This window comes from Mucilaginibacter sp. GW822-FHT03E02 (assembly GCF_058801545.1).
This window is the reverse complement of record NZ_JBXANJ010000002.1, coordinates 80320-106346: the sequence shown is the minus strand read 5'-3', so window position 1 is coordinate 106346 and position 26027 is coordinate 80320. Positions and strand designations below refer to the sequence as shown.

General features: G+C 42.3%; 13 protein-coding genes. 6 read left to right on the top strand and 7 right to left on the bottom strand.

Going from position 1 to position 26027, the window contains the following annotated elements; translation table 11 throughout:
- The first annotated feature begins 15 nt into the window (after window positions 1-15).
- The 4 genes from AC1RM2_RS27505 to AC1RM2_RS27490 all read left to right on the top strand — a co-directional run bounded on the left by AC1RM2_RS27505 (window position 16) and on the right by AC1RM2_RS27490 (window position 7377).
- Window positions 16-1533 carry a RagB/SusD family nutrient uptake outer membrane protein gene (locus AC1RM2_RS27505; protein ID WP_492988364.1) on the top strand — a complete coding sequence of 506 codons (1518 nt, stop codon included), beginning with the start codon at window positions 16-18 and terminating at the stop codon, window positions 1531-1533.
- Between the two features lie 71 nt (window positions 1534-1604).
- Entirely contained in the window at window positions 1605-3041 is a 1437-nt protein-coding gene (locus AC1RM2_RS27500) for an aryl-sulfate sulfotransferase (protein ID WP_492988363.1), read from the top strand.
- The gene (locus AC1RM2_RS27495; RefSeq protein WP_492988362.1) at window positions 3041-4084 is read left to right on the top strand and encodes a c-type cytochrome; all 1044 of its coding nucleotides are present in this window, start codon (window positions 3041-3043) and stop codon (window positions 4082-4084) included. The genes AC1RM2_RS27500 and AC1RM2_RS27495 overlap by 1 nt, the downstream gene beginning before the upstream one ends.
- Before the next feature lie 302 nt (window positions 4085-4386).
- A complete protein-coding gene (locus AC1RM2_RS27490; RefSeq protein ID WP_492988361.1) occupies window positions 4387-7377 on the top strand; it encodes a glycoside hydrolase domain-containing protein in 2991 nt (996 codons plus the stop codon).
- 73 nt (window positions 7378-7450) lie between these two features.
- Here AC1RM2_RS27490 and AC1RM2_RS27485 read toward each other — a convergent pair whose 3' ends face one another.
- The 7 genes from AC1RM2_RS27485 to AC1RM2_RS27455 form a co-directional block, all read right to left on the bottom strand.
- Window positions 7451-9616 (bottom strand): glycoside hydrolase family 3 N-terminal domain-containing protein, encoded by a 2166-nt coding sequence (locus tag AC1RM2_RS27485; RefSeq protein ID WP_492988360.1) that lies wholly within the window; start codon window positions 9614-9616, stop codon window positions 7451-7453.
- Window positions 9617-9673: 57 nt separating this feature from the next.
- Window positions 9674-11017, bottom strand: a complete 1344-nt coding sequence (locus AC1RM2_RS27480; protein ID WP_492988359.1) for a vanadium-dependent haloperoxidase — start codon at window positions 11015-11017, stop codon at window positions 9674-9676.
- Window positions 11017-14331 carry a VCBS repeat-containing protein gene (locus AC1RM2_RS27475; RefSeq protein ID WP_492988358.1) on the bottom strand — a complete coding sequence of 1105 codons (3315 nt, stop codon included), beginning with the start codon at window positions 14329-14331 and terminating at the stop codon, window positions 11017-11019. The genes AC1RM2_RS27480 and AC1RM2_RS27475 overlap by 1 nt, the downstream gene beginning before the upstream one ends.
- Window positions 14332-14455: 124 nt before the next feature.
- Window positions 14456-16045 carry a SusD/RagB family nutrient-binding outer membrane lipoprotein gene (locus AC1RM2_RS27470; RefSeq protein WP_492988357.1) on the bottom strand — a complete coding sequence of 530 codons (1590 nt, stop codon included), beginning with the start codon at window positions 16043-16045 and terminating at the stop codon, window positions 14456-14458.
- A gap of 5 nt (window positions 16046-16050) precedes the next feature.
- A complete protein-coding gene (locus tag AC1RM2_RS27465; protein WP_492988356.1) occupies window positions 16051-19365 on the bottom strand; it encodes a SusC/RagA family TonB-linked outer membrane protein in 3315 nt (1104 codons plus the stop codon).
- A 242-nt stretch (window positions 19366-19607) separates the two neighbouring features.
- Window positions 19608-20702 (bottom strand): FecR family protein, encoded by a 1095-nt coding sequence (locus AC1RM2_RS27460; protein ID WP_492988355.1) that lies wholly within the window; start codon window positions 20700-20702, stop codon window positions 19608-19610.
- Between the two features lie 92 nt (window positions 20703-20794).
- Entirely contained in the window at window positions 20795-21415 is a 621-nt protein-coding gene (locus AC1RM2_RS27455) for an RNA polymerase sigma-70 factor (RefSeq protein ID WP_492988354.1), read from the bottom strand.
- A gap of 462 nt (window positions 21416-21877) precedes the next feature.
- Between AC1RM2_RS27455 and AC1RM2_RS27450 the strand changes: the two genes are divergently transcribed.
- Together AC1RM2_RS27450 and AC1RM2_RS27445 are read left to right on the top strand one after the other, a co-directional pair.
- Entirely contained in the window at window positions 21878-23317 is a 1440-nt protein-coding gene (locus AC1RM2_RS27450) for an alpha-L-fucosidase (RefSeq protein WP_492988353.1), read from the top strand.
- Between the two features lie 32 nt (window positions 23318-23349).
- Window positions 23350-26025: a glycoside hydrolase family 2 protein gene (locus AC1RM2_RS27445; protein WP_492988352.1), complete on the top strand. Its 2676-nt coding sequence runs from the start codon at window positions 23350-23352 to the stop codon at window positions 26023-26025.
- The last annotated feature ends 2 nt before the right edge of the window (window positions 26026-26027 follow it).

Genomic DNA, 26027 nt, shown 5'->3' with positions numbered 1-26027 from the left:
ATAAAATTAAAGCAAATGAAAAAATATAGTATTTCCCTAATCATAGCGGCGGTTTGTTTGCAGTTCTCCTGCAATAAAAACCTCGACCCTAAGGTATATAGCAGCTTAACCAGTACCAATGCTTTCCGCACCCAATCTGATGCGGTAGCGGCTGTAAACGCTGTTTACGCACGTTTAAAAGGCCCGGCTGTTGGCGATAACTTTGACTATTGGACAGTAAGGCACTTTGCCCTTACGGATTTGACAACCGACGTAGGCCACTGTAGCTACAGCGGCGACCCTGGTCAGCTTTCACTTGTTCAATGGAACTCGGCAAACGGTTTGTTAGCCGAGGATTGGAAACAGATTTATAAACTTGTTGCCGATGCCAACAACGCCATCTACAATCTTTCGGCAATGACCACCATCAGCGACGATGCTAAAAATCAGTTTCTGTCCGAAATTAAATTTTTACGCGCCGTTGCTTATCTTGACCTTACCGATGCCTGGGGACCTGTGGTTTTGGTTACCGAGAAAGATGTTGCTAACCCTAAATACACCAGTCAGCCGCCGGTTACGCCTGTTGCCACTATTGATGCGCTGCTTATAGCAGATTTGCAAGCTGCCATAAGCACTTTGCCTGCTAATTATGCCGGTAACAAATATTACTCAACCAATGATGTTGGCCGGGCTACCAAAGGTGCTGCCATGACATTATTGGCCAAGCTATACCTGCGCGAAAAACAATGGCAAAAAGCTGCCGACCTGGCCAAGCAGGTAATGGATTTAAACATATACCAGTTGTACCCCAGCTATTCGGGTTTGTTTAAGGAAGATAACAAATGGTGTTCAGAAAACATATTTTCGGTGTTGAGCGATGCCAATGTTAACGGTACCGAGTTATTAAACCACTTTGGGCCACTTAACCACCCAGTACTTACCGACAGGTGGCAGTACTACGCCGTAACCTGGGATTTTTATAACAGCTATGGCGATGAAGACGACCGTAAAAAAATGTTCTTTACACAATACGAAGGCGTTGATGGATTAACCCACAAAGAAGCGCCAACTTTGGGTGCTACACCTCCCGCGGGCGTTTTATACATGCCGGATGTTGCTACCATGAAATATGCCGACCCTAATGGCGCAAATACCTATTATGATGGCCACAGTGTTGATATTTTACGCTACGCCGATGTGTTATTAAGCAGGGCAGAGGCATTGAATGAGTTAGGTGGGCCAACAACCGAGGCCGTTGGCCTGGTAAACCAGGTTAAAGCGCGTTCGCACGCCAAGCAATTGGTTGCCGCCTCGCTTACCCAGGCTACTTTCCGCGACGCGCTATTGCAGGAGCGTGGCTGGGAGCTTTATTATGAAGGCAAACGCAGGGCCGATTTAATGCGCTTTGGTAAATACGATGTAGTTGTAAATGCATACCTGAAACGTACCGGCCAAACACAAACCGTACAATTACCGCGCGATCAGTATTTCCCGTATCCGCTTAACCAGGTTACTATTAACCCTAATTTGAACAACTCGGGCAGGCAGCAATAAAAACCCGGGTATTATCAGCTTAAAAGAATATACGGTTTAAAAAGCCGTATATTCTTCATTTATTTAGTACGATGAGTATAAAAGACAGGTTTTTTGCAGGATGTTGGCTAATGATGGCCATGTTGATAGGTACGGTCGTTTTTAGCGGATGCGGTAACGGGCAAATTATTGAACAGGTAAATGTTGGCTTGCATAATAACAACGAGTTAAAGATCCAGGTTGATGTAACAACTTCAAAAGCTGCCGATATACGTGTAAAATACTGGGCCGATGTGCCTAAAAGTATCGGGTTTTATACTCCGGTATCAAAAGCTAATACTAAACATTCGTTTATACTTACCAATATCGCGCCCGATACCAAATACTTTTATAACATCATAACCCTGCAAAACGGGGTGGAAAAAGTAAGTAAAACATACGATTTTAAATCGCACCAGTTACCGCTTTTTTTAAAGGATCAGTTTAAAGCAAAAACCGCCGAAAAAACGACACTGCCTGTTGAGTTTAATGATGGCCTGATGCTCATCAATAAACGCTACGCACCCGGCATAGCCTATTTGGTTGATTCGTGGGGAAACATCAGGTGGTACCACATGATAGATAGGGTTGGCTTTAAGGTGATTAACTTTACAAAAGATAATACGTTACTTTCTATTTTAGGCCGTAATGACGAGCCTACCAGCTACGGCAGCGAGATATTGGAAATTAACCTGCTGGGCGATACCTTACTGCACCTTAAAAAGGGCCAGGGCGATTTTAAGCAAACCATACACCATGAGATTTTAAAAAATGATAAAGGGCAGATAGTCACCCTTTTTGTGGATCAAAAGATCATGGATTTAACCGGCATTGGCGGTGCCCAAAAAGATACCGTTAATGGCGATGGTATTATGGTGATGGATACCAAAGGCAAACAGCTTTATAAATGGAGCGTGTTTGATGTGCTCGATCCGCTGAAAGATAAAAAACTGCTAAAAACCAAAAAAGACTGGATGCACGCCAACAGCCTGAATTATGATACAGACGGGAATTACCTCATGTCGTTTTACAACAACGGCCAGATATGGAAGATTGATGCCAAAACGGGCAAAGTGATTTATAAGTTTGGCAAAGGCGGCGATATTGCCATGCCTGCTGAATGTAATTTTACCCAGGCACACGCTGCCCACATCAATGCAAAAGGCGAACTGATGTTTTTTGACAACGGGGTAGAAAAACACCAGTCAGGTGTGTTTGCGATGAAGATTGACGAAAAAAATAAAACCTCGAAGATTGATACACACTTCCAGCTGCCCAAACAAATTTTTAACGGCAGGATGGGCAGTGCATACCTGGTAAATGATACCACTACGTTGGTGTGCTGTTCAAAAAGGCACATCATAGTATTAACCAACAACAAAGGCGTTTTGCAGTGGACTATGGAAACATCGGTACCAACTTATCGCGCCGGCTTTATCAAATACAAACAGCTCGATCCGTATTTAAAACCATTAAGTATATCCTGGTGATGATTAAGTATATTAAAGTGAATAAAAAATATCAATATGTAGTAACCTTGTTTGCCATTTTTGTTTTGGCAAATAGCGTGCAATTGTTTTCGTCCTGCAACGCAAATGGCGGTACACCAGCAGGTACTACAGACTCTTTGACAACAGCATCCGATAGCCTGGTAAGTATTGATACCGCGAAGATACCACATGGCAAATATGGCGATGCGGTGAAGTATGGCAGGCAGCTGATGTTGCACACCGCGTATTACATTGGCCCTAATGGTGTTAATGGCCATTATACCGGTAATAAAATGAATTGTACCAATTGCCACCGGGATGCAGGCACACGCCCCTATGCTTTTAATTTGGTAAGGTCGTTTAAAGATTATCCGCAGTATCGTGCAAGGGAAGGCCGCATTTTATCGCTGGCCGAACGGATTAACAACTGCGTAATGCGGCCAAACCTGGGCAGGCCTTTGCCGCTGGACAGCAGGGAGATGGTATCAATAATGGCCTACTTAAAATTCCTGAGCGATTCATCACACATTGATGCCCGCACCAAAGGACTAAAAAATATGACGGTTGAACTGCCAGATGTAGCGGCATCATCTGATCATGGCGAGAAGCTTTACGAACAGCATTGCGAACGTTGCCACGCAAAAAACGGAGAAGGCAAAATGGCTTTTGATAACGTTGCATACCAATACCCGCCGGTATGGGGGCTACTGGCATATCGCCCGGGCTCCAGCATGCACCGTGTGGTTAAACTGGCGCAATGGTTAAAGGCCAATATGCCTTATGATAAAACCACGCCCGGCACTACGTTTTTAACGGATGCCGAAGCGTTGGATATAGCAGCTTATGTAAATGATGATAAAAAACATCAGCGGCCTGCTGCCAAAACAACCAAAGAGGAGGATTATCCTAACCACGAAGAAAAAGCAATTGATTATGATAAAGGCCCGTTTAAAGATCCTTTTTCAGAACAACAACATAAATACGGGCCCTATAAACCAATTATTGATTACTGGGAAGGTAAGGGCATTACGCCGGTTATTTAATATTGGCGAGGGGTTTTTAAGAAATAGAGATGGGGATTTGTGGGGTTCCTTCAATGAGGGAAGGAGCGAAGTTATCAAGTTAAGAAAAACAGAAGTGAAAAAATAATATCGAACACTGAATTTCGAATATCCAACGCCGAAGTTTTTCTTTCGTTATTCGAAATTGGATATTCGGTGTTCGATATTAAATCCAACTTTATTCCTTAACTTAATAGGATTGGCGATGGGTTTTAACTCCTTACTACGAATAAATTGGATTGACTACCTGATATTATATTAAAAGTACTGACTAAATTTAAACCATGAAAAAACAACTTTTCGCCATCATTTTTCTGTTAGGTGGTTTTACGGCTTCGGCACAAAAAATACCTTATACCAATTGCGAAAAATGCTGGCTACCCGATTCGTTAGGAAATCACCGGGTAGTATTATCATACACCGGCTCGCCTGTGGCAATAGCGGTTGCAGATATCCCCTGGAGAAGACGTGATGCTAACCCGCAGGATAAGCGGATTATTTTGGTTGACGCAAAAACAAACAAAAAAATAACCAACGTATACGTAAACGATATCACCCGGGAAAATGGTAAAATAACTTTTGAACCAACTTCGGGAACGGGTACTTATTATGTTTACTATATGCCTTACAAAAATGAAGGCCGTTCTAACTATCCAAGGGGAGTTTATTTAAAGCCCGAAAAAACGGCCTCGAATGAATGGATGCAAAAGGCGTCTACCTATAATGCTGTCACCGGGGCTACTGTTAAGGCTTTTCAATCCATCGATGCTTTCAATAGCTTTTACCCGATGGAGGTGATCGCCACCAAAGCAGAGACTGACGCTTTGATCGGCAAAAATAAAAAAGAGGCCTTCCTGGTTTTTCCGGAAGACAGGTTAAACGCCATCCGTATGACCAAAGATTTGCCACAACGATGGATAGAACCTGGGCCGCAAAACAAATATACGGGTGTAGCTGCCCGGGGCGAAAACTTTGCCTTTCAGTTGGGTGTTTACGCCTTGCAGAACATCGAAAATGTAAAGGTTACATTCGGTAACCTTACTTCGCCGGCTGGCAAAACCATCCCTGCATCGGCGTTGTTTTGTATTAACACAGGCGGCACCACTTATGATGCTAAACCGCTAACCAAAACCGTAAATGTATCACAGGGCGATATCCAGGCTTTATGGTGCGGTGTTGATGTGCCCGTTTCAGCTTTACCATCAATTTATACAGGTAAAGCTACTATCCAGGCGGATGGGAAAGCTGCTAAAGTGATTACGATATCTATAAAAGTAAACAGTAAAATATTAAAAGATGGCGGCGTAAATGAGCCATATAAAATGACCCGCCTGGGTTGGTTAAATTCAACCATGGCGCAGCAAAATACGGTAATTGCACCGTACACACCATTAACAGTTGATGGCAATACCATTAGCCTGCTGGGCAGAAAGGTGGAAGTAAATAAAGATGGTTTCCCTAAACAGGTACAAACTTACTTCACGCCCGAAATGACCGAATATGCCGCCACGCCAAATAACCTGCTTACCGAAGGCATTCACTTTCATTTTATAAACGCCAACGGCAAAAAAATTAACCTGAAAAGCCAGGGCGTGCAATTCGGTAAAAAAGAAGCAGGTACAGTACAGTGGACAGCGGTAAGCGCAAATGATAGCCTGCAAATGGATGTATCCGCATCGCTGGAGTTTGACGGCTTTATGGCCTATACAGTAAAGGTGAAGGCCTTACTGGATGTAAGTTTAAAGGAGATAAATATGCATATCCCCCTTAAAAAAGACTTTGCCAAATACATGATGGGCCTTGGCCAAAAGGGTGGAGATCGTCCTGAAAATTTTGAGTGGAAATGGGATGTGGCCCATAAAAACCAGGATGGCGCCTGGGTTGGCAACGTAAACGGTGGTTTGCAATATTCGCTGCGCGATGAAAAATATGTTCGTCCGCTCAATACCAATTTCTACCTGCAAAAACCATTAATCCTGCCATCATCATGGGGCAATGACAATAAAGGCGGTATCAAAATTGCCTTTGATGGTAAGGCGGTGCTGGTAAACAACTACAGCGGCGAACGGAATTTGAAAAAAGGAGAGGAGTTGTACTACAACTTTACCTTGCTTATTACCCCCTTCCATACCATAAATACTGATTTTCAGTGGGCCACCAGGTTTTATCATGCTTACAAACCTATTGATACTATTAAGGCAGCAGGTGCAAGCTTAATAAACATTCACCATGCTACGGCTATCAACCCAACTATCAACTACCCTTTTATCGCCTGGCATAAAATGAAGGCCTATGATGATTCGGCCCATTCGGCAGGGTTAAAAGTAAAAATTTACAACACCATACGCGAGCTATCCAACCATGCTTATGAAACCTTCGCGCTCCGGAGCCTTGGGCACGAAATTTATTCGCCAGGCAAAGGTGGGGGCTTCAGCTGGCTACAGGAACACGTTGGCGACGATTACATTGCCGCCTGGTTTGTACCTGAAATTAAGGATGCGGCCATAATTAACAGTGGCATGAACCGCTGGCACAATTACTATGTAGAAGGCATGAACTGGCTTACCCAAAACGTAGGCATCGATGGTATTTATTTAGACGATGTGGCCTTTGACCGTGTAACCATGAAACGTGTTAAGCGCGTACTTACTAAGGACGGACATCCTGGCATAATTGATCTTCACTCGGCCAATCAATACAACAAAAGTGATGGCTTTAATAACAGTGCCAACCTGTATATGGAGCATTTTCCATATCTGAACCGCCTGTGGTTTGGCGAATATTTTGATTACGAAAAGAACGACCCCGATTTTTTCCTGACCGAGGTGAGCGGTATCCCGTTTGGTTTAATGGGCGAAATGTTACAAGGCGGTGGTAATAAATGGCGGGGCATGGTGTACGGGATGACCAACCGCATGCCCTGGAGCGATGGCGCCGATCCGCGGCCGATATGGAAAGCCTGGGATAACTTTGGTATGAAAGGTACTAAAATGATAGGTTACTGGGTTGATGATAACCCGGTGAAAACTGATAAAACTAAAGTACTGGCAACTGTTTACCAGAAGACAGGAGCCGTTATGGTTTCGATAGCGAGTTGGGAAGATACCGATACTGATTTTAAACTGGCTATCGATTGGAAGAAACTGGGCATCGATCCTGCAAAAGCGACCATCACAGCGCCGGAGATTAAAAGCTTTCAGCCGGCTAAAACGTTTGGTTTGGATGACAGGATTCCGGTTGAAAAAGGAAAAGGCTGGTTGTTAGTCATTAGGTAAAAAACTGGCTGATAAAATGATTGCCGCCGGTATACATTTGCATGCCAGTGGCAATCATTTCCATTACGACTGTCTATTTACCGCCTATCTTAAATTCAGCACTTAGCTTTTTATCCGCCGAGTTACTGCCCAGAATCAGCTTATAATCTCCCGGATAAAGTTTCCAGCCGTGTTTTTGTATGTCCCATTTCTGCAATTCTTTCACCGGTATTTTTATGGTTACCAATTGCTGGTTTCCTTTGCCAACACTTACTCTTTTAAAGCCTTTTAGTTCTTTAACCGGCATCCTGTCAAGGGCCGGGTATTTAATATAAGCCTGCACAACTTCATCGGCATCCATATTACCCGTGTTTTTTACTTTAACAGTAACACTGATGGTATCCTTAGCAGCATATTGCTTAGTCGGCGCAGAAGTGGCCTCATAATTAAACGAAGTATAGCTTAAGCCAAACCCAAATGGATATTGCACGGCGCCGCCAAAGTAACGGTAGGTACGGCCTTTCATGCTATAGCTGGTATATTCGGGTAAATCCTTAACCGAATTATAAAAGGTAAGCGGCAGGTGCCCCGAGGGGCTTATCTTTCCAAAAATAATATCGGCCAGCGCGTTACCACCCTGCTCACCAGGGTACCAGGCGTATATGATGGCGTCGGCATACGGCGCTATAGCGGCTACATCTACATCGCTGCCGGCGGTTATTACAGCTATGATAGGTTTCTTAACCCCCTTGCGTAATTCTCGCATAAAGGCTATTTCGCTTGCAGGCAGGCTTAGCGTCTTTTTGTCGCCGCCAGATTCGGCCAGGAAAGCATCCCCGGCTTCACCTTCCAATACAGGTGATAAACCTATTACGGCGATGGTTACATCGGCATTACCCGCACCCCAGATACCGCCAAAATGGGTGGTGTCGCGATAATCGCAGCCCAGGTCATATTCTACACGGGTGCCCTTATCCACATTGCCGGTAATACCCTCTACAAAGTTTACTACTTTGCTGCTCACACCATGGTAACTGCCAACCATGGCATCTAAAGCGGCCGCGTTGGGCCCTAAAACCATAAAGCTGGTATATTGCCCTTGTTTAAATGGCAATACATTATTATCGTTTTTTAACAATACCATACTTTGTTGGGCAACCTTACGGGCAAGGGCAATATGAGCCTCGTTGTGAATACTATCAGCACCGTAATTTTTAAAAGGAGCCGCGCCGCCTTCGTCAAAAAAGCCTAATTTAAACTGGGTTTTCAGTATACGCGACAGGGCTACATCAACTTCTTTTTCTGTAAGTAGTTTTTGTTGTACCGCCTTCACCAGGTCGCCCTGGAAAACCGACGAACAATCCAGGTCGATACCGGCCTTTATACCTGCGGCCGCCGTTTCAACAGCTGTTGGGATGGTTTTGTGGGCTAAAAAAACATCGTCAAGTGCGCCGCAATCAGTCACCACGTGGCCTTTAAAGCCCCATTCAGTCCTTAAAATATCGGTTACCAGGTTTTTATTTACAGAGTTTGGTACGCCGTTAATACTGTTATAAGCCGTCATCACAGATTCTACACCAGAATTTACCAGCGCGTGGAACGCATATAGGTACGTTTCGCGCATGTCCTTTTCATCAACAATAGCATCAAAGGAATCGCGGGTAGCTTCGGGGCCGCTATGCGCCGCAAAATGTTTGGCAGTAGCGGCCGCTTTCAGATAACGGCTATCTTTGCCCTGCATCCCGTGTACAAATGCCGATCCTATGTGCGCCGTTAAAAACGGGTCTTCGCCGTAGGTTTCCTGCCCGCGTCCCCATCGTGGATCGCGAAAAATGTTGATATTGGGTGTCCAGAAGGTGAGGCCCATATATTGCAAACGGCGCCCTAATGATGTGGATACGTTGTATTTGGCCCTCGCCTCAGTCGAAATTGCGTCGGCCACGGAATCTACCAGTTTTTCATTAAACGTTGCCGCCATACCAATGGCCTGCGGAAATATGGTGGCATCGCCTGCGCGTGCTACGCCGTGTAGGCCTTCGTTCCACCAGTTGTACGCAGGTATATCTAAACGTGGTACTGCCTTGCTCCTGTAGCCCAATAAGGATACCTTTTCTTCTAATGTCAATTTAGATATCAAATCCTTTATTCTGGTATCAATCGATTGCGAAGCATCTTTATAAACAGGCGTATTTTGCGCCATGGCAGATAACGACGATAATATTAACGCGCAACCTGATAAACAGGCGGCGCTCTTTTTCATGATGATATGTGTAATATATTTCATTCGAAGGCAGATATTTATGCAGATAGATGAGTTTTATTTAACAAGCGGCAATATACCAGCTTTTTTTATTTTGGTGATGATGGCGTTACCAACTTTTTTCCCTTGTGAGTTGCCATTTTCTATACTTTGCATATAGTGGATGCCGCCATAAAAACGCGACATTGACGCTTCGGCTGCCGCCTGGCGGAATGACTTGAAATCGCGCTGGCCGCTGCCAAAAGGAATCTCGGTGTTGTCGGTATAGGCAAAATTATCGCCCAGCAAATAGGTTAGCATTTCGGCCGATGCGTTGGAGATAACGGCATGGCCGCTGGTGTATTCCGGGAAAGGCGGGGTTTGTAATACGGGTTGCCACTTAACATCCATGTACCGGTTAATAAAAGTTTCGGGGCGGATTCGGTTACTGGTAAATTTTTCTTCCCAACAGCTGATGAAGGCATCCATCAGCGTAACGCCCACTAAGGTTGTTACCTCGATAGAATGGTCAAAATCAAGCCCTGCCTGGCGGGTTACCAAACCAGTTACGTGCATCCAATGCCCACCCGGACTGATCTTTTTATAGCCAATAGCCATATGGCCGGATGTGGTGATGGCAAATGGGTTACAGTCCCAAAACAAGGCAATGTTAATTTGCTCTGTCGAAAGGTGTTTTGATACATCGTATACCGCCTTTACCTGTTTGTAAAATGCCGATGAGGTATCTTTACTGAAAGGGATTAATGGAGCGGGCTTGTATTGATTGGCCGAATCAATCACCATTGTGCGGATGGTTTTCCAGTTGGGCTCCAGGGCTTCAAAATATCCCGGCGGGGTAGGGTACCATTTACTTTCGTCTTTTATAGGGGTATATCTCTTTAGTGCACTCAGCTGGCTGTAATGGTCTGTTTTTGAAAACGCGACTGATGCCGCAGAGGCCAACTTTGCTACTTTAATGGAGTTTTGAATGATGGTGGAGTCTATATTTGTTTTTTTCAGCAACTGCACAAAGGCATCCTGGTCATCAGTCATCATAAACCCTGATGGCAACAGCAGTTTGGCAGTTTCCAGGATGCTGTAAAAAGCGGCAATTTTATAGTCGTATTTTAAGCGGATGGTATCCAAGGTACTGTTGGCCTTGTAATCTTTGATGATTTTTTGCAGTTCGGGAATATTCTTATTGTTGGCAGCTACAATATTATAGGCGCCCAGCATCACATAAGCATAGTAACGCGCGGCGATAGGAGGGCCAACCACATCATGTACCATCACCATGGTTACTGCGTTTACCGCATGGTCTGGCTGCAAATAATCGGGATAATTATTGTTAGTGTTTTGCGCGTAGCATTGATGTGCAATCAACGTGCAAAATATCAGGAGCGATTTTTTTAAGTAATTCATTATTCTTTATAAAATTGAAGCGGCCCGTCGCTTACGCCTATCAGTAAATATAATGTATTGTTGATGCTGACCTCCACTGCCGATTTTACATCGCCGATAACCGAAAGTCCTGATGTTGACTGATTAACGTATGTAAAACCGCCTTTGCCATCCCCTTTTAACAGACAGCCATAATTTGCGTCAATACTGCCAATTTTCAGGCGGTTGTCCGAGTGATTACCCAATAAAAGGATATCAATATGTCCATCGTGGTCAAAATCGCCTGTCAGTATCTGGCTTGCTGGGGCAAACTGTGCTTCTGTTGGTAAAGCTGCCGACGTGAATTTGCCATTAATGTTGAGATACAATGTTGTCTGCATATTATTGATGCTCAATTTTCCGGCTTTGGCCATATTATCGGCACTAAAAACCTCATTAATAGTAGCGTCCGCATACATTTTGTACGAGTTGAATTTGCGACGCATAGGATAAATCTGCTCGTTTAACTCATCGCGACTCACAAAAGGGTAGCTTTTACCCTGGATATAAAAATTAAAGAACGGATCGATAGAGCCATTGCCGTCAACATCGGTAAAATACATTTCGGCGGGCTCTTTGTCTGTGGCTTTAATCTGGGTGTTTAGCCCAAGGTTGCCGGCTATCAGGTCTGGTTTGCCGTCACCGTTTACATCGGCAAAGGCAATTTTGTTCCAGAATCCTTTTTGCGGGGTATTAAAATAATCAGCGGTTTTATCGGTAAATCCATCTTTGGTGTTGATGAAGATACTTATCGGCATAAATTCACCGCATAAAACCAGGTCTTTTCGGCCATCGTTATTCAGGTCTATCCATTGGGCATCGGTTACCATGCCAATTTTATCAAATGGCGCAACCACAGTTGTAAACTTACCTTTGCCATCGTTGACCAATAGATAACTTTGCGGGGCAACGGGGTATTGGCCAGGTATTACGCGGCCACCTATAAACAAGTCAATATCGCCATCACCATCAAAATCGCATGCCTTTACTACCGATTTGCTGTTGGCATTCATTACCGGCAGGGCAGTAGGCGATAGCACAAACCGCCCATTACCCTCGTTTATATAAAGTTCGTCCTGTAAATCGGCGGTGTTTGGTTCATATAAGGAATAGCCGCCTTTTGCAATGTACAAATCGACTTTACCATCGCCATTGGCGTCAAAAAAAGCAGCAGCCGCTGTTGTGCCTATGTTATCTGTGCCGCCCCGAATTATGTCTTTAGCCAGGTACTTTCCGCCGGCTTGTTGAAGATATATTTTGCCAGGGCTATCTTTTTCGCCACTTACAAATAAATCTTCCAGGCCATCACCATTTACATCGGCTTTGGTAATAGCCGGCGCGGTTTTGGAATACATAAACAGCATCAATAACTGGCGTTTAAAATCGTTCAGTGTAATTTCTTCGGGTTTGAATTCAATAACAGGCTCGGCGTGCTTAAATATGGTCTTCTTTACTTCGGCAGTTTGGCCTGAGAATTTTCCACTTGGATCATAGGTAACAGTAAGTAACTGATTGGCATTTACATCCTTTAGTAATTGGGTGAAGTTATCGGGCCAAATAATCTGGATAGAATCAACTTTCTTTAGATCTCCTAAACCAAAATTTAGCGTGGTTGATACACACGATAAGTATCCCCGGTTTGGGTTTACCTCCTGGTATTGGATGTTTTTGCCGTTATATACGTTTACTTTGGCACCTATGGCATTAGTGTTTTTACCTGTGCCTTTTAATTTTACCGCAATGTACGAAGTGTTATTTGCCTCGCGACTGGTGTTTTGGTAGATGGATGCCGGCTGATTGATATTGTTTACCACCAGGTCAAGGTCTCCATCGTTATCCAGATCGGCGTATACGGCGCCGCTTGATATATTTTGCTGGTTGAGGCCCCATTCTACCTGTTTATTGGTGAAGGTAAGGTCGTGGTTGTTTTTGAAAATATAGTCGGGTACGGCGGTTGAAGGCATGGCCATCACCAGGTCCATCAGGCGGAATGGTTCGGCAGCCATTGCTTTTTTTATTTTGTAATCGCCCCAGTAACGTAAAAAATCTTTATTGGTGTAGTCTCTTAAATATCCATTGGTGATAAATATGTCTTTGTATCCATCGTTGTCAAAATCGGCAATAAGGGGGCACCAGCTCCAGTCGGTGTTTGATAAGCCTGCCAGCTGTGCTATTTCGCTAAATGTGCCGTCGCCATTGTTTAGCTGTAGCATATTGCGCATATATTGTTTGTAAAGTCCCTGGTTTTGCATCAGCGCAAAGGACTCGTAGTTTTCTTCCAGTTGAAGTGATTTTTGCCGGTGGTTATCCTCGGGCAACATATCAAGTGTCATAATGTCGGGCAGGCCGTCATTATTAAAATCGGCAATATCTACGCCCATCGAAAAGTGCGACATGTGCCTTAGCATTTCTTTTGATTTTTCGGCAAAAGTACCGTTGTGGTTATTAATGTAAATGTAGTCGGGTTCGTTGTAATCGTTGGTTACGTATATATCGGGCCATCCGTCCTTATTAATATCGGCTATAGCCACGCCCAGCCCAAAGGTGAGCGGATTTTGTACTATCCCGAAGGCTTTTGATACATCTGTAAAATGCCCGTTATCATTGCGGAATAGTTTGTTGCTGGCCAGATCGTCGGTTTGATCTTTATACCGGGCCAGTTCCATGTTGTCAATCTTTTTAATATTGTGGTTAAGCAGGAACATGTCCAGGTCGCCATCATTATCATAGTCAAAAAACACGGCCTGGGTACTATATCCCGGGTCGGCTAAACCGTATTCTTTCGCTTGCTCTTTAAATTTGCTATTGCCCTGGTTTATAAATAACTGGTTGCTCCGGGTGGCATTATCAGTTTTGCCCGAGTAGCATACGTAAATATCCAGTAGCCCGTCGCCATTAACATCGGCCATGGTAACACCGGTTTTCCAGGAGTCCGGTCGGCCGCCCAAATCAGGACTCGCACTATCGGTTATATCCTTAAACTTCATGTGCCCCAGGTTAAGATAAAGCTTGTTGGATTTCATATTCCCGGTAAACATCAAGTCGGGCAGACCATCATTGTTGATATCACCAACCGCTACACCACCACCATTATAAAAATACTCGTATGATAACACGTTGAGCGATTCGGTCTCGTTGATATCGTTGCTGAATTTGATATTGGTTTCCTTACTACTCAACAGCTTGAATAAAGGCTGCTGGGCATAGGAGGGAAGCACCGAAAAACTAAACGCAACAGTTACTAAAGTGGGTAAACCTACACAGCGTTTTAAGAAATATGAATTAAACAGGGACATAAATACTTTAATTAAAACTTATGTTTTGAGTACACAGTTCTAAAAAGATTGTTAAACAATATAGCGGTAGTAAAAGCAAACAGGGAGGCAATATTGCCTCCCTGTTTGTTTAGAAAAATGGATTTTATTTATCCCACCAAACCTTGGCAACAAAAGTATCGCCACCAGAAAGTTTAGCAACAGCAGCCTTGTAGTTTGCGGCATTTGTTGATGGTAAACCAACAGGGTAAGGTATCCTTCTTGGAATTGTAGAAACAGCAAACTGATTTGGATAAGTAACCGGTGTTAATACAGGATATCCTGATCTTCTCCAGTTAGCCCAGGTTTCATTGAAGTTAAATGTTGTTGATGTTTCAACATAATACTCCATATTAATTTGCTGTAATGCAGTAGCAGCAACCAAAGGGTGTGTGGCAACATATGCAGTTATGTCTGCAGCCGGAACAACTGAGCCAAACTGACTCAAAGTTTCCATGTCAGCTTTAAGCGCATTAGCATAATGTGTAGCGGCAGAACCGGTAGCCCAGCCTCTTGAAGCAGCTTCGGCTAATAAAAGTTCTGATTCGCCATAAGTTAATAACATGTTGTTACGGTTACGATCGTAATATACTGCAAACTGCGGACGTGAATATTTGCCATCAGGTGCAGCAACATCATCTTTAACAGTAGGGTCTTTCGGGCTGGTGCCAGGATAACCTGGCGCTTTTGAAATGTCGGTTGCGCCACCTTTTTGGTCATAACCATTAGGCATCCCTATTTGTAAGGAGGCTGTAGTTATACCAGGAGCTTCATTTTCATTAGCTTTTTTACCTGTACCTGAAGATATTTCTGCAACAGCACTAATACGCGGATCGCTGCTTGATTTCATGAAGCTAATCAATGTATTTGACCAGCGTACCTCCCTGAAGTCATCAGTTACTAACAATGCCGCAGCATCGCTGTTACCATTGCCATTGCTGTAATCAGCTTTTGCCTTCGCGTTATCTGCAATACTGCTCATGGTTCCACCAGTATATGCCATCTCTGCATATTTTTGGGCGGTAGCAGCATCAACTTTTGTTAAGCGCATAGCAGCACGTAACATTAAGGAATAGCCTAACTTTTTCCACTGGCTGACATTACCACTATAGAATAAATCGGAGGTAGGGCCGGCTTTTGATACATCCAATGCGGTTGTGGCAGCCGCTAATTGGCTAAGCATAGATGTATAAATGGCTTGCTGGCTATCAAAAACCGGTGTTGTTATGCCCGATTTAGCCTGGCCTTCCTGTGAAAAAGGCATGTCGCCATAAGCGTCAGTTATACGCTCTAATATCAGCATACGTAAAATTGTACCACAGTTATCAAGGTTAGCATAAGCCGCGTTACCCTTAATGAGGTTTTTCATTTCGTCAACCAGGGTTGCAGCTTCGTAGCTGGTATTCCAGGTTCTTTCATAATATCCGGTACCACTACCTGCGTATATGTATTTATCGCCGTTTCCGTAATAATCATAAGTACCGGCTAATGACTGAGACCACATACTTTGATACAACAACTGATCATAACCGCTATTAGAAAAATGAATTTGAGCCTGGGATATAAAAAAGTTTGGATTAATTAAAGCCGCGCTTACTTTGGTTGGATCGGTATTAATTGCATCAAAGTTTTTAGTACAACCCGCTATAAAGGTGGCACCAGCAAGCAGGCAACTATATATAAGTCGTTTTTTCATCTCTGTTATTTTTTTAATTTAAAGTTTACATTAAACCCATACGTTTTAACTGCAGGTACGCTTGTACCCTCAATACCGGCATAATTGATTCCAGGAGCAAAGTTTGATTCCGGATCAATATTGTCAGTATGTTTCATTATAGTCCATAAATTCCTGGCTACCAATGAGAAAGTTATTGAGCTGAATGGAGTGCTGGCTATAGTTGTTTTAGGGATAGAATAGCCTAAAGATACCTGGCGCAGTTTAATAAAGCTGCCGTCCAAAGCATTTACTGCTGATACGGTACGAGCCAGGCCTTGATAATAAGTTTCGGCAGGTACATTAACTGTATTAGTAGCGCCCGATTCGGTTACACCAGCACCAACAACACCAGATTCACGGCCAACAAGGGTCATTTTGTCTAAACCGCGATAAATGCTGTAATAACTTGTTGCCGACAATACCTTGTTACCAAAACGATAGTCAATAAGGAACGAGAAATTAAAGTTTTTGTAGTTGAAATCGTTATTTAAACCACCATAAATTTTAGGTGTTACGCTTCCTACCGGGATACGGCCTGTAGCTTCGGGAATACCGTTGGCATCAAATATAATTTTGCCGCTGGCATCGCGTTTGTAATCATTGGCCAAAATTTGCGGGCCAGACATACCTACAACAAAAGCAGTTGTGGCGTTTAAAGGGCGGTAAGTACCTAAACCTAAATTTGAATTGGTAGCATCGGTAGATAGAACTTTGTTTTTAACGTATGTAAAGTTAAAAGCCGGAGTCCAGCTAAAGCTGCTGCTTTTTATAGGTGAGCCATGTATCTCAACTTCGATACCCTTATTTTGGGTAGCTGCAGTAGCCACATACACGTGTCTGTAACCTGATGAAATATCAACAGAACTGTTAAGGATTTCATCTTTAGTTTTCCTGTCAAAATAAGCTACATCCAAACCTAAGCGGTCATTAAAAAACTTCAATTCGGCACCAGCTTCTAACTCTCTTAATAAAAATGGTTTTAAAAATAAGTTTGCAAGCTGGTCGCTAAATGTAGCGGCACTAACGCCATTTATGGAGTTTGCAATGCTATAGGTGATTTTATTAGCAAAATTGGGGGCAGTATTACTTGATTTAGCATACGAAAGGCGTAATTTTCCAAAATCAAGTCCATCTATATGAGCCAGATCAGAGAATATAAAGCTTGCCGAAACTGATGGCGTAAATATTCCAGGACCTACAGATTTAGATATACTACTATAGTAATCATAACGACCGCTTGTACCCAATACAAGGTAGTCTTTTATAGCAAAATCAGCAGTGTAAAATAATGAGTTTACCTGTAAGTTACTTACAGTAGTAGTGTTACTGTTTCTGCTCGGTAAATTTGAAATATCATAAAAATAAGGTATGATGAAGTTACCACCGCTTATTTCTGTGCCTGATCCATTACTTTTACGGATGTTACCACCCACTGTTACGTCAACATTTAACAGGTTTTTAATAACATCGTGTTTAGCACCTAATAATACGTCAGTATTTAACTCGGTAATTTGAGTGGTTTGTTCATCAATGCTACCGTTACCACTTATATAAGCAGTACCTGTTGGCGTAATACCTACTCTGTTATCGTGTATTTTATCATAACCAACGCGGCCTTGCACATATGCCCATGGGGTAATAGCATACCTGGCAGATATTGAAGTAATTAAACGCTCTCTTTGTGTATTGGTTACAAAGTTATAAGCAGCAAAATAGGGGTTAGTTACATAAATATCGTTATTCCACTGTAACTCAGAACCTGATGAGGTTGTGCCCGGAGCTAATATACTTTGAGCCTCGTTTGGTGCCAAAAATTGCACGTTATTAGGATTACCCGGACCATCGCTTAAGCCTGAACGGTTTTTGGCGTTATCCAAAATGTAATTGGCGATAAGATTAATATCCAGGTTTTTAATTACAGTTTGAGAACCGTTAAAGTTAAAAGTTTTCCTGTTAAGCCCACTGTTTGGTGTAACAGAGTGGTTGTTCATGTCAGATAATGATAAACGAAATGCTCCGGTCTCATTACCACCAGTTAATGCAACAGTGTTGGTAAAAGTACCGCCTACTTTATAAAACTTAGTATAATCGTCACTGGTTTTTGAGTAAGCATAACTTTTGCCATTAAACTGAGGTACTTGTGAACCATCCAGTTTTGCACCCCAGGCTAAGTTACCCGAGCTTAATGCATCGGCAGTACTGGCCGGTTTTAAACCGTTTTCTCCTTGTCCGTATGTGGTCTGGAAATCGGTGTTATCTGCAACTTTATCAAACTGGTAATTTGAATTATATTCAAGACCAAAGCCTGAATTTTTCTTCCCTGATTTGGTAGTAATCAAAATAACACCATTAACTGCACGTGTACCGTAAAGCGCAGATGCTGCCTGACCTTTCAAAACTGTCATCGTTTCAATGTCATCCGGGTTTATGTTGGAAATACCATCGCCAAAATCCGCACCACCCCATTCGCCCGATTGGCCTCTTTGGGTATTATCCATTGGTACACCATTAATAACAAATAATGGCCCGGAAGCTGTAAGACTGGTTACACCGCGCAGTAAAATACGTGCTGATGAACCTGGCCCACCGTTGGTACCACTGATGCTTAAACCTGCAACACGGCCTTCTAATGAATAAGCAACGTTTGTTTCTTTAGCTTTGTCCAATAAATTACCGTTAACTGTTGATACGGCGTAACCTAATTTTTTAGCATCCTTTTTGATACCCAAGGCCGTTACAACAACTTCGTTCAGGCTTTTAGCAGATACGGTAAGTTTTACAGATAACTCGCTTTTGCCGGCTACAGGAACTTCCTGGTTTTCGTAACCTAAAAAAGAAAATATAAGCACAGCGTTAGCAGGCGCATTGATAGAGAAGTTACCATTGGCATCAGTTATAGTGCCTGTGGTTGTTCCTTTTATCCTTACCGAAACGCCAGGTGCCGGCGTGCCGTTTTCGTCAATTACTTTACCTTTTACTACCGCAGCATTTACAACCTCATTTTTTTGAGAGATAACGATCAGGTTGTTTTCAAGTTGGGTGTAGGTAAAGTCGGAATTTGCCAAAAGCTTATTCAAAACCGACGTAACTTCTTCGTTTTGTACATTAAGCGTTATCTTTTTGGTTGAAGGTATTTTACGCTCGCTGAAAACGAAGTGGTAGTTAGTCTGCTTTTGAATAGCAGAGATAACCTTACTAAAATCTGCCGATTTTATGTTAAAGGTGACTTTTTGTTGCGAGTAGACATTTGCAATGGATTGCAGACTAAAGGCTACTACTAAAATAAATGTCAATTTCATTATTAATATGGACTTAAATAGCCAATAGTTATCTCTTACACCCTTGGGGTGTTTAAAATATTTCATACTTTTACTTAATTAAAGGTGACTTGATTAAATGGCAATGTTCTGTTCGAGAGAGCATTGCATGATTAACTAACAGATCTTCATCTTCGCGGGAGTTACCTCTGGTAATTCCCGTTTTTTTTTGTGGTATGTAAAGCTTTCTTTATGTCATAGGCTTGTTTACTGGCTATATTAGGTTAATAAATGTATATGGTTTCATTTTTGTACTTGTATGAAAATGGTTCGATCATTTGCAAGGCTTTTAATGCCTGCAAAATGTTTTCTTTTTCAAAAACACCGGTGAAATGGTAGTCTTTTGCATCTGCATTTTTAAAATTGATTTTGATACCATACCAGCGTTCCATTTTATTGGCAATTTCGGCAAAGTCTTCATCCTTAAAAATCAGGCGGTTGTTTACCCATGAGGTTTCAACCACCGTGGTATCATTTGATTTTAAATATGTGAGATTGGTAAGCGCGTAACTTGTTTTTGCTGTATCAGGCGTTTGGGCTACTAAGTTGCTGCTGATGGTATGCCTTTTAAACGTAGTGCTTTTTAAAATAAGCTTTTCGTTAGGCTTAAGGATGATCCTATCCGAAGGCCTGTCGGCCAGGGTAACCTCTATCGATCCGCGGATTAGTGTTGTTTCGCTTGCAATATCGTTTTTATATGATTTTACATTAAAGGCAGTGCCAACAACCCTGATGCTCATTTTGCCGGCATGTACTATAAAGGGATGCTGATGATCTTTGGCCACATCAAAAAAAGCTTCACCATTAAGGTAAACCTCGCGGGTAGGGCCTTTAAATGATGGCGGATATTTTAAAGTGGTCTCGGAATTCAGCGTTACAATGGATCCGTCGCTTAAATAAATTTTAGATTTTACACGGCTTGGTGTTTTTTTCTGCTGAAGGCTGGCCAGGTTCAGGCTTGTCTGATCATACCCCTTTAAATAATAAGTAACAGATAAGCCAATCCCGATTACTAATAATGCCGCCAGGCTACGTAAAATAACGATCATGCGCCGGGTTTTAAAGCCTTCAGCAGGCGTTTCATTAGCCGGTTGTTCTTCAGTTGCAGGTACCTCTATCTTAGATAAGATACGCTGAAACATCAGATCTGTATTTGAATACAGTTCTTCGTTTTTTACCCAATAGGTTTTAAAGAAAGCGCTTTGTTGCCTGCAAGCATCATCGTTTGCTACCAGAAAATTGAATTCCTCCAATTCTGCAGCATTCATCTCATCCGAGAGCTTTTTTGTGAGCAGTTCAATAAATCTTTCGTTAACCATCTTTTCTCGCCTTAAACAGGCTTGTTTTTAGATAGGACAATAGTTTTTTTAAAATTGCCTACAAGCTTTGAAAAAAAATTTAAAAAGAATTCCTATAACAACGAAAGCCCCATGATGTCATGGTCAGAAGATGCCCTCTCTGATGATTTAGATGCAAGTTGATGCGCAGCAAGAATGATGCTTAATTTTTTCATTGCTCTAAATAACTGGGTTTGTACTGTGCGGGGAGATATGTTTAAAATTTCGGCAACCTCTTTATATTTCATGCCATCCTCTTTAATTAATTTAAAAATGATACATGCCTGTTGAGGGAGCGAAGCGATAGCTTTATCTAATAAGAAATGGAGTTCTTTGCGTTCCAATTCCTTTTCAGGATCAAAAGTATTTACAAACTCAACTTCGTCCGAAGCTTCTATTTGTACAAGATGGATATTGGAGAATTTTTTTAGATAATTGAATGATTGATTTTTTACCGCTACAAACAAATATGTTTCGGGGTTGGTAACTTCGGTAAGGCTTTTACGGGATTCCCAACACTTGATAAATACATCGGATACGATATCTTCAGCGGCTTCTTTCTGGCGAATGTAAAAAATACAGAACTTGATAAGCCGGGTATTTAAATTATGAAACAATAACTCAAATGCTTTGATATCGTCATCAAAACAAAGCCGTTTCCATAACCCCGAAGTATCTGTTTTAGAAATTTTCAATAGTTTAATAGTTAAGTGTTGCTCAAAACAATTATCGTGATGCAATGTAACAATTTGATAACAAAAACAAGCATTTATTTTAATTTTAACAACTTTTTTACTGTAAACCAAGCTAACTCAAAATAAATTCACTTAGTGTGTAGGCAAATTGGCCGTAAAAGTTGTCAATAGTGTGTTTTAGGGCCGTTTTGAGTGGTTTTAAAATGTTTAATTGACATTTTATGTTGCTGTTTTGGTAGAAATGTATATAAATATAGTAGGCAATTGATACTTTTTTAACATTTTTGACCCTTGTTTAGTCTTGTATTAGTTACACTAAGTGTGCTTTTTTATAATTTAATACTCAAAAAAAATTGGTAAAAATACCCGAATTTTATCCTGTATTTATTGGATTTTATCAGATTTACTTTTGAGGTGCGTTAATTGGTTACTTTAATAAAGAAACAAAAAATAAATATATAAATGAAAAAACTTCTGTTTTTTATCGCATTCCTTCTACCTATAGGTAAGATTATGGCGCAACAGCATAATATGTCAAAAGATTATGTGGTACCTGATGATTCGCTGGTGCAAAAAAATCTTCATAAATGGCAGGGCCTTAAGTTTGGGCTGTTTATGCACTGGGGCACTTACAGCCAATGGGGGGTAGTTGAAAGCTGGAGTATTTGCCCCGAAGATGAGGGATGGACACAACGCCGCGGGCCTTATGGCGCCGATTATAACGGGTATAAAAAAGCCTACGAAAATTTACAAACTACTTTTAATCCAACCAAATTCAACCCAGAGAAATGGGTAGCCGCAGCCAAATACGCCGGGATGAAATACGTGGTGTTCACAACTAAACATCATGATGGCTTTAGCATGTTTGATACAAAACAAACAGATTATAAAGTAACCAGTACAAAAACACCTTTTTCAACCAATCCGCGCAGTAATGTGGCCAAAGAAGTTTTCAATGCTTTTAGTAAAGAGAATTTTATGATAGGCGCTTATTTTTCAAAGCCGGACTGGCATACAGAATATTATTGGTGGCCATATTTTCCACCTAAGGACAGGAATGTAAACTATGATCCGGCAAAATATCCCGAGCGCTGGCAAAAGTTTAAGGACTTTACCTTTAACCAGATACAGGAATTGATGACCGATTATGGTAAAGTTGATATTTTATGGCTGGATGGCGGATGGGTAAGGCCAAAAAACACAATCGATGCCGCCGTTGACTGGCAACGTACCATTCCGTATGACCAGGATATTGATATGGCAAAAATAGCCAAAGCGGCCAGGATTAAGCAACCGGGCCTTATCGTTGTTGATCGCACGGTAGCCGGGCAATATGAAAATTATACCACACCTGAGCAACAGGTACCCGATGCTCCGCTTGATCATCCATGGGAAAGCTGTATCACCATGGGCAATTCCTGGAGTTATGTGCCGGGCGACCACTATAAATCAGCCAACGAAATAGTAACCCTGCTGGTGAAAATTATTTCACGCGGCGGTAACCTGCTTATGAATATTGGCCCCGGCCCCGATGGCGATTGGGATCCGGTAGCTTACAGCCGCCTTAAACAAATTGGCGACTGGATGAAAATTAACGCTGAAGGTATTTATAGTTCGGATGCCATAGCACCGTACTCTGAGGGAAATACTTATTATACTAAAGCAGGAAATAGCGTTTACGCCTTTGTGTTGGCCCCCAAAGACCAGGATGATGTGGTATTGCCCGAAAAAGTTGCTTTGCACCTGACAGCTAAAAGCAAAGTGAAAAAAATAAGCTTGCTGGGTGTTAAAGCAAAAGTTAAATACACCCTGGGCGAGGGTGTGATAAATATAACCATACCTTCATTGTTGCAAACACAATCAGGTTTAAAACAAGCAGCGGTATTTAAAATTCAATATTAACATTTACTACATCATATACTAAACTATAAAAAATGCCCCTAACTTTAATTTACAGGCCGGCAAAGCTAAAACTGCTTGTTACGCTGGCTCTGTTACTACCCTTTGTTAATATATACGCCCAAAGTAGTTACGAACTAAATTCCGGCTGGAAGTGTGCGCCTGTAAGCAGCGTAAAAGAAGGCGGAACTGCGCTATCAACTCCAGTATTTAACACTACAGCCTGGATGCCGGCTACGGTACCGGGAACAGTGTTGACCACGTTATTAAACAACCAAAAAGTGCCCGATCCATTTTGGGGCATGAATAATGAGCATATAGCCGATATTTATAAAACCGGCGCCGATTATTATACCTATTGGTTTACCAAAGATTTTAAAGAAATGCCGGCAACTGGCAGCAACCAGGTTTACCTTAATTTTAGGGGAATAAACTACAGTTGCGATATTTATTTGAATGGGCATAAGCTGAACAAAACAGTTCAAAAAGGGATGTTTTTGCGGTTTAACTACAATATAACTCCTTATCTTGCAAAAAATGGAGATAACCGCCTGGCAGTATTGGTGCACCCGCCAGATGTTGTTGGTAACCCAAATGGTGGCCAGGGCGGCGACGGTACAATTGCGCGTAACGTTGGTTTACAATACACTGCCGGATGGGATTGGATACAGCCCATGCGTGACAGGAACACCGGTATATGGGACAAAGTAACCATTCAAAAAACAGGTGCAGTACGTATTGCAGATGAACATATTGTTACACTGGTACCAGGCGTGAGGCTTTCGGACGGGGCACAACAGCCAGCCGTTATTAAAGTAGCGGCCGAATTAAGCAACCCGACGCCGGCAACTGTTAACGGCTCACTAAGTTTTGAACTGGATGGTAAAACCATCTCAAAAGCAGTTAGTCTGAAACCAAACTCCACCATCAATGTCAGTTTTGCCGATTATGGCCTCCCCAATCCTAAACTTTGGTGGCCAAACGGTTACGGCGACCAGCATCTTTATAATTTCAAGTTAAAGTTTACCGCGGCGGGTAAGGCTGTTTCAGATCAGCATCAGCTTAATATAGGGGTACGGCAACTGACAAGTGAATATAACGAACATACCGGCAGCCGCCAGATTATGGTTAATGGCCAGAAAATTTTTATCAAGGGTGGTAACTGGGTAATATCTGATGCCATGCTGCGCCTTTCGGATCTGCGTTATGATGCCGAAGTGCGTTATCATCGTGATATGAACCTGAACCTGATCAGGGTGTGGGGTGGGGCCATGATTGAGCGCCCTGAGTTTTTTGAGGCCTGTGATAAATACGGTATCCTGGTTTTCCAGGATTTGTGGGGATCTGGTGACTGTAACGGCCGCTGGCAGGATCCGCAAAAACTGGACGACCAATGGACACGCCGCCAATACCCTGATGATCACGGGTTGTTCCTGCGTTCGGCAATTGACCAGATAAAAATGGTGCGCAATTATGCCTCATTGGCCATTTGGTGCGGCGGTAATGAGATAACCCCGCCCGAGGATATCCTTACCGCTTTGCGCGATACCATTTTGCCAAAATTGGATAATACCCGTTGGTTTGTTGATTATTCCAACTCCGACAGCATGTCGCACAATGTATTGGGTGGTAACGGCGACGGGCCTTATGGTATTCAGCCGTTGTCGGTATTCTGGGAGTTTAAAACTTTTCCATTCAATTCCGAAGTTGGCTCGGTTGGCGTTGGCGATTATGAATCATTGAAACGTTTTATACCCACAGCCAACATGGTACCACCCGTTTATGACGAAGAGACCCACAAAACAAAAACAGACAGCGTTTGGGATTATCATAAATATATAGGCTATGATACCGCCATCAATAAATATGGTAAAGCCAAAAATGCTGCCGATTTTGCCATGAAAGCCCAACTGGTTAACTACGACCAGTATCGCGGCCTTGCCGAAGGTTTTACGTCGCATATGTGGGATTGGTATACAGGTTTCATCATCTGGAAAACCCAAAACCCATGGACAGCCATGCGTGGCCAGATGTATGATTATTACCTTGACCCTAATGCCTGCTTATATGGCTTGCATAACGGCAGTGCGCCATTCCATATCATGTACAACCCAATTAACGGAATGGTAATGGTGGCCAACAATACATTTAAAGCACGCCGCAGTATGATGATGGTAGTAAAAACATATGATATGGATGGCAAAGAAAATTTGCTTACCCAGGTTTTTGCTGATATAAACGCCAGTACTGTTAAAAAGTACTTTTCTATAAAAGGCACGGTTGATAAGCTGGCCGCAAAGGAAGGCGTTTTTCTGTCGTTACAACTGCTGGATGAAAACAAAAAAGTAATTACTGATAATACGTACTGGATTCCGGATAACAAAGGAGGATTTTCAGGTCTGCAAAAAATGAAATCCGAGGAATTATCGGTTAAAGCAAAATATATAAAACCAGGCAGGGTAGAAGTTACGTTAGTTAACAAAGAAAATAGTGTACTTGCCTTTTTTAACAGGATATCGTTAATAGATGCGGATAGCAAAACAAGGGTACTGCCGGCATTTTATAGTGATAATTATGTTACAGTGTTGCCCGGAGAAGAAAAAAAGTTAATTATTGATTATAATGCACCCACATCTAAGAAAAAGCTTGAAGTGAGCATTAATGGGTGGAATGCCTCAAATGTTCCGCGAACGATAAGTATTGACGAATAGAA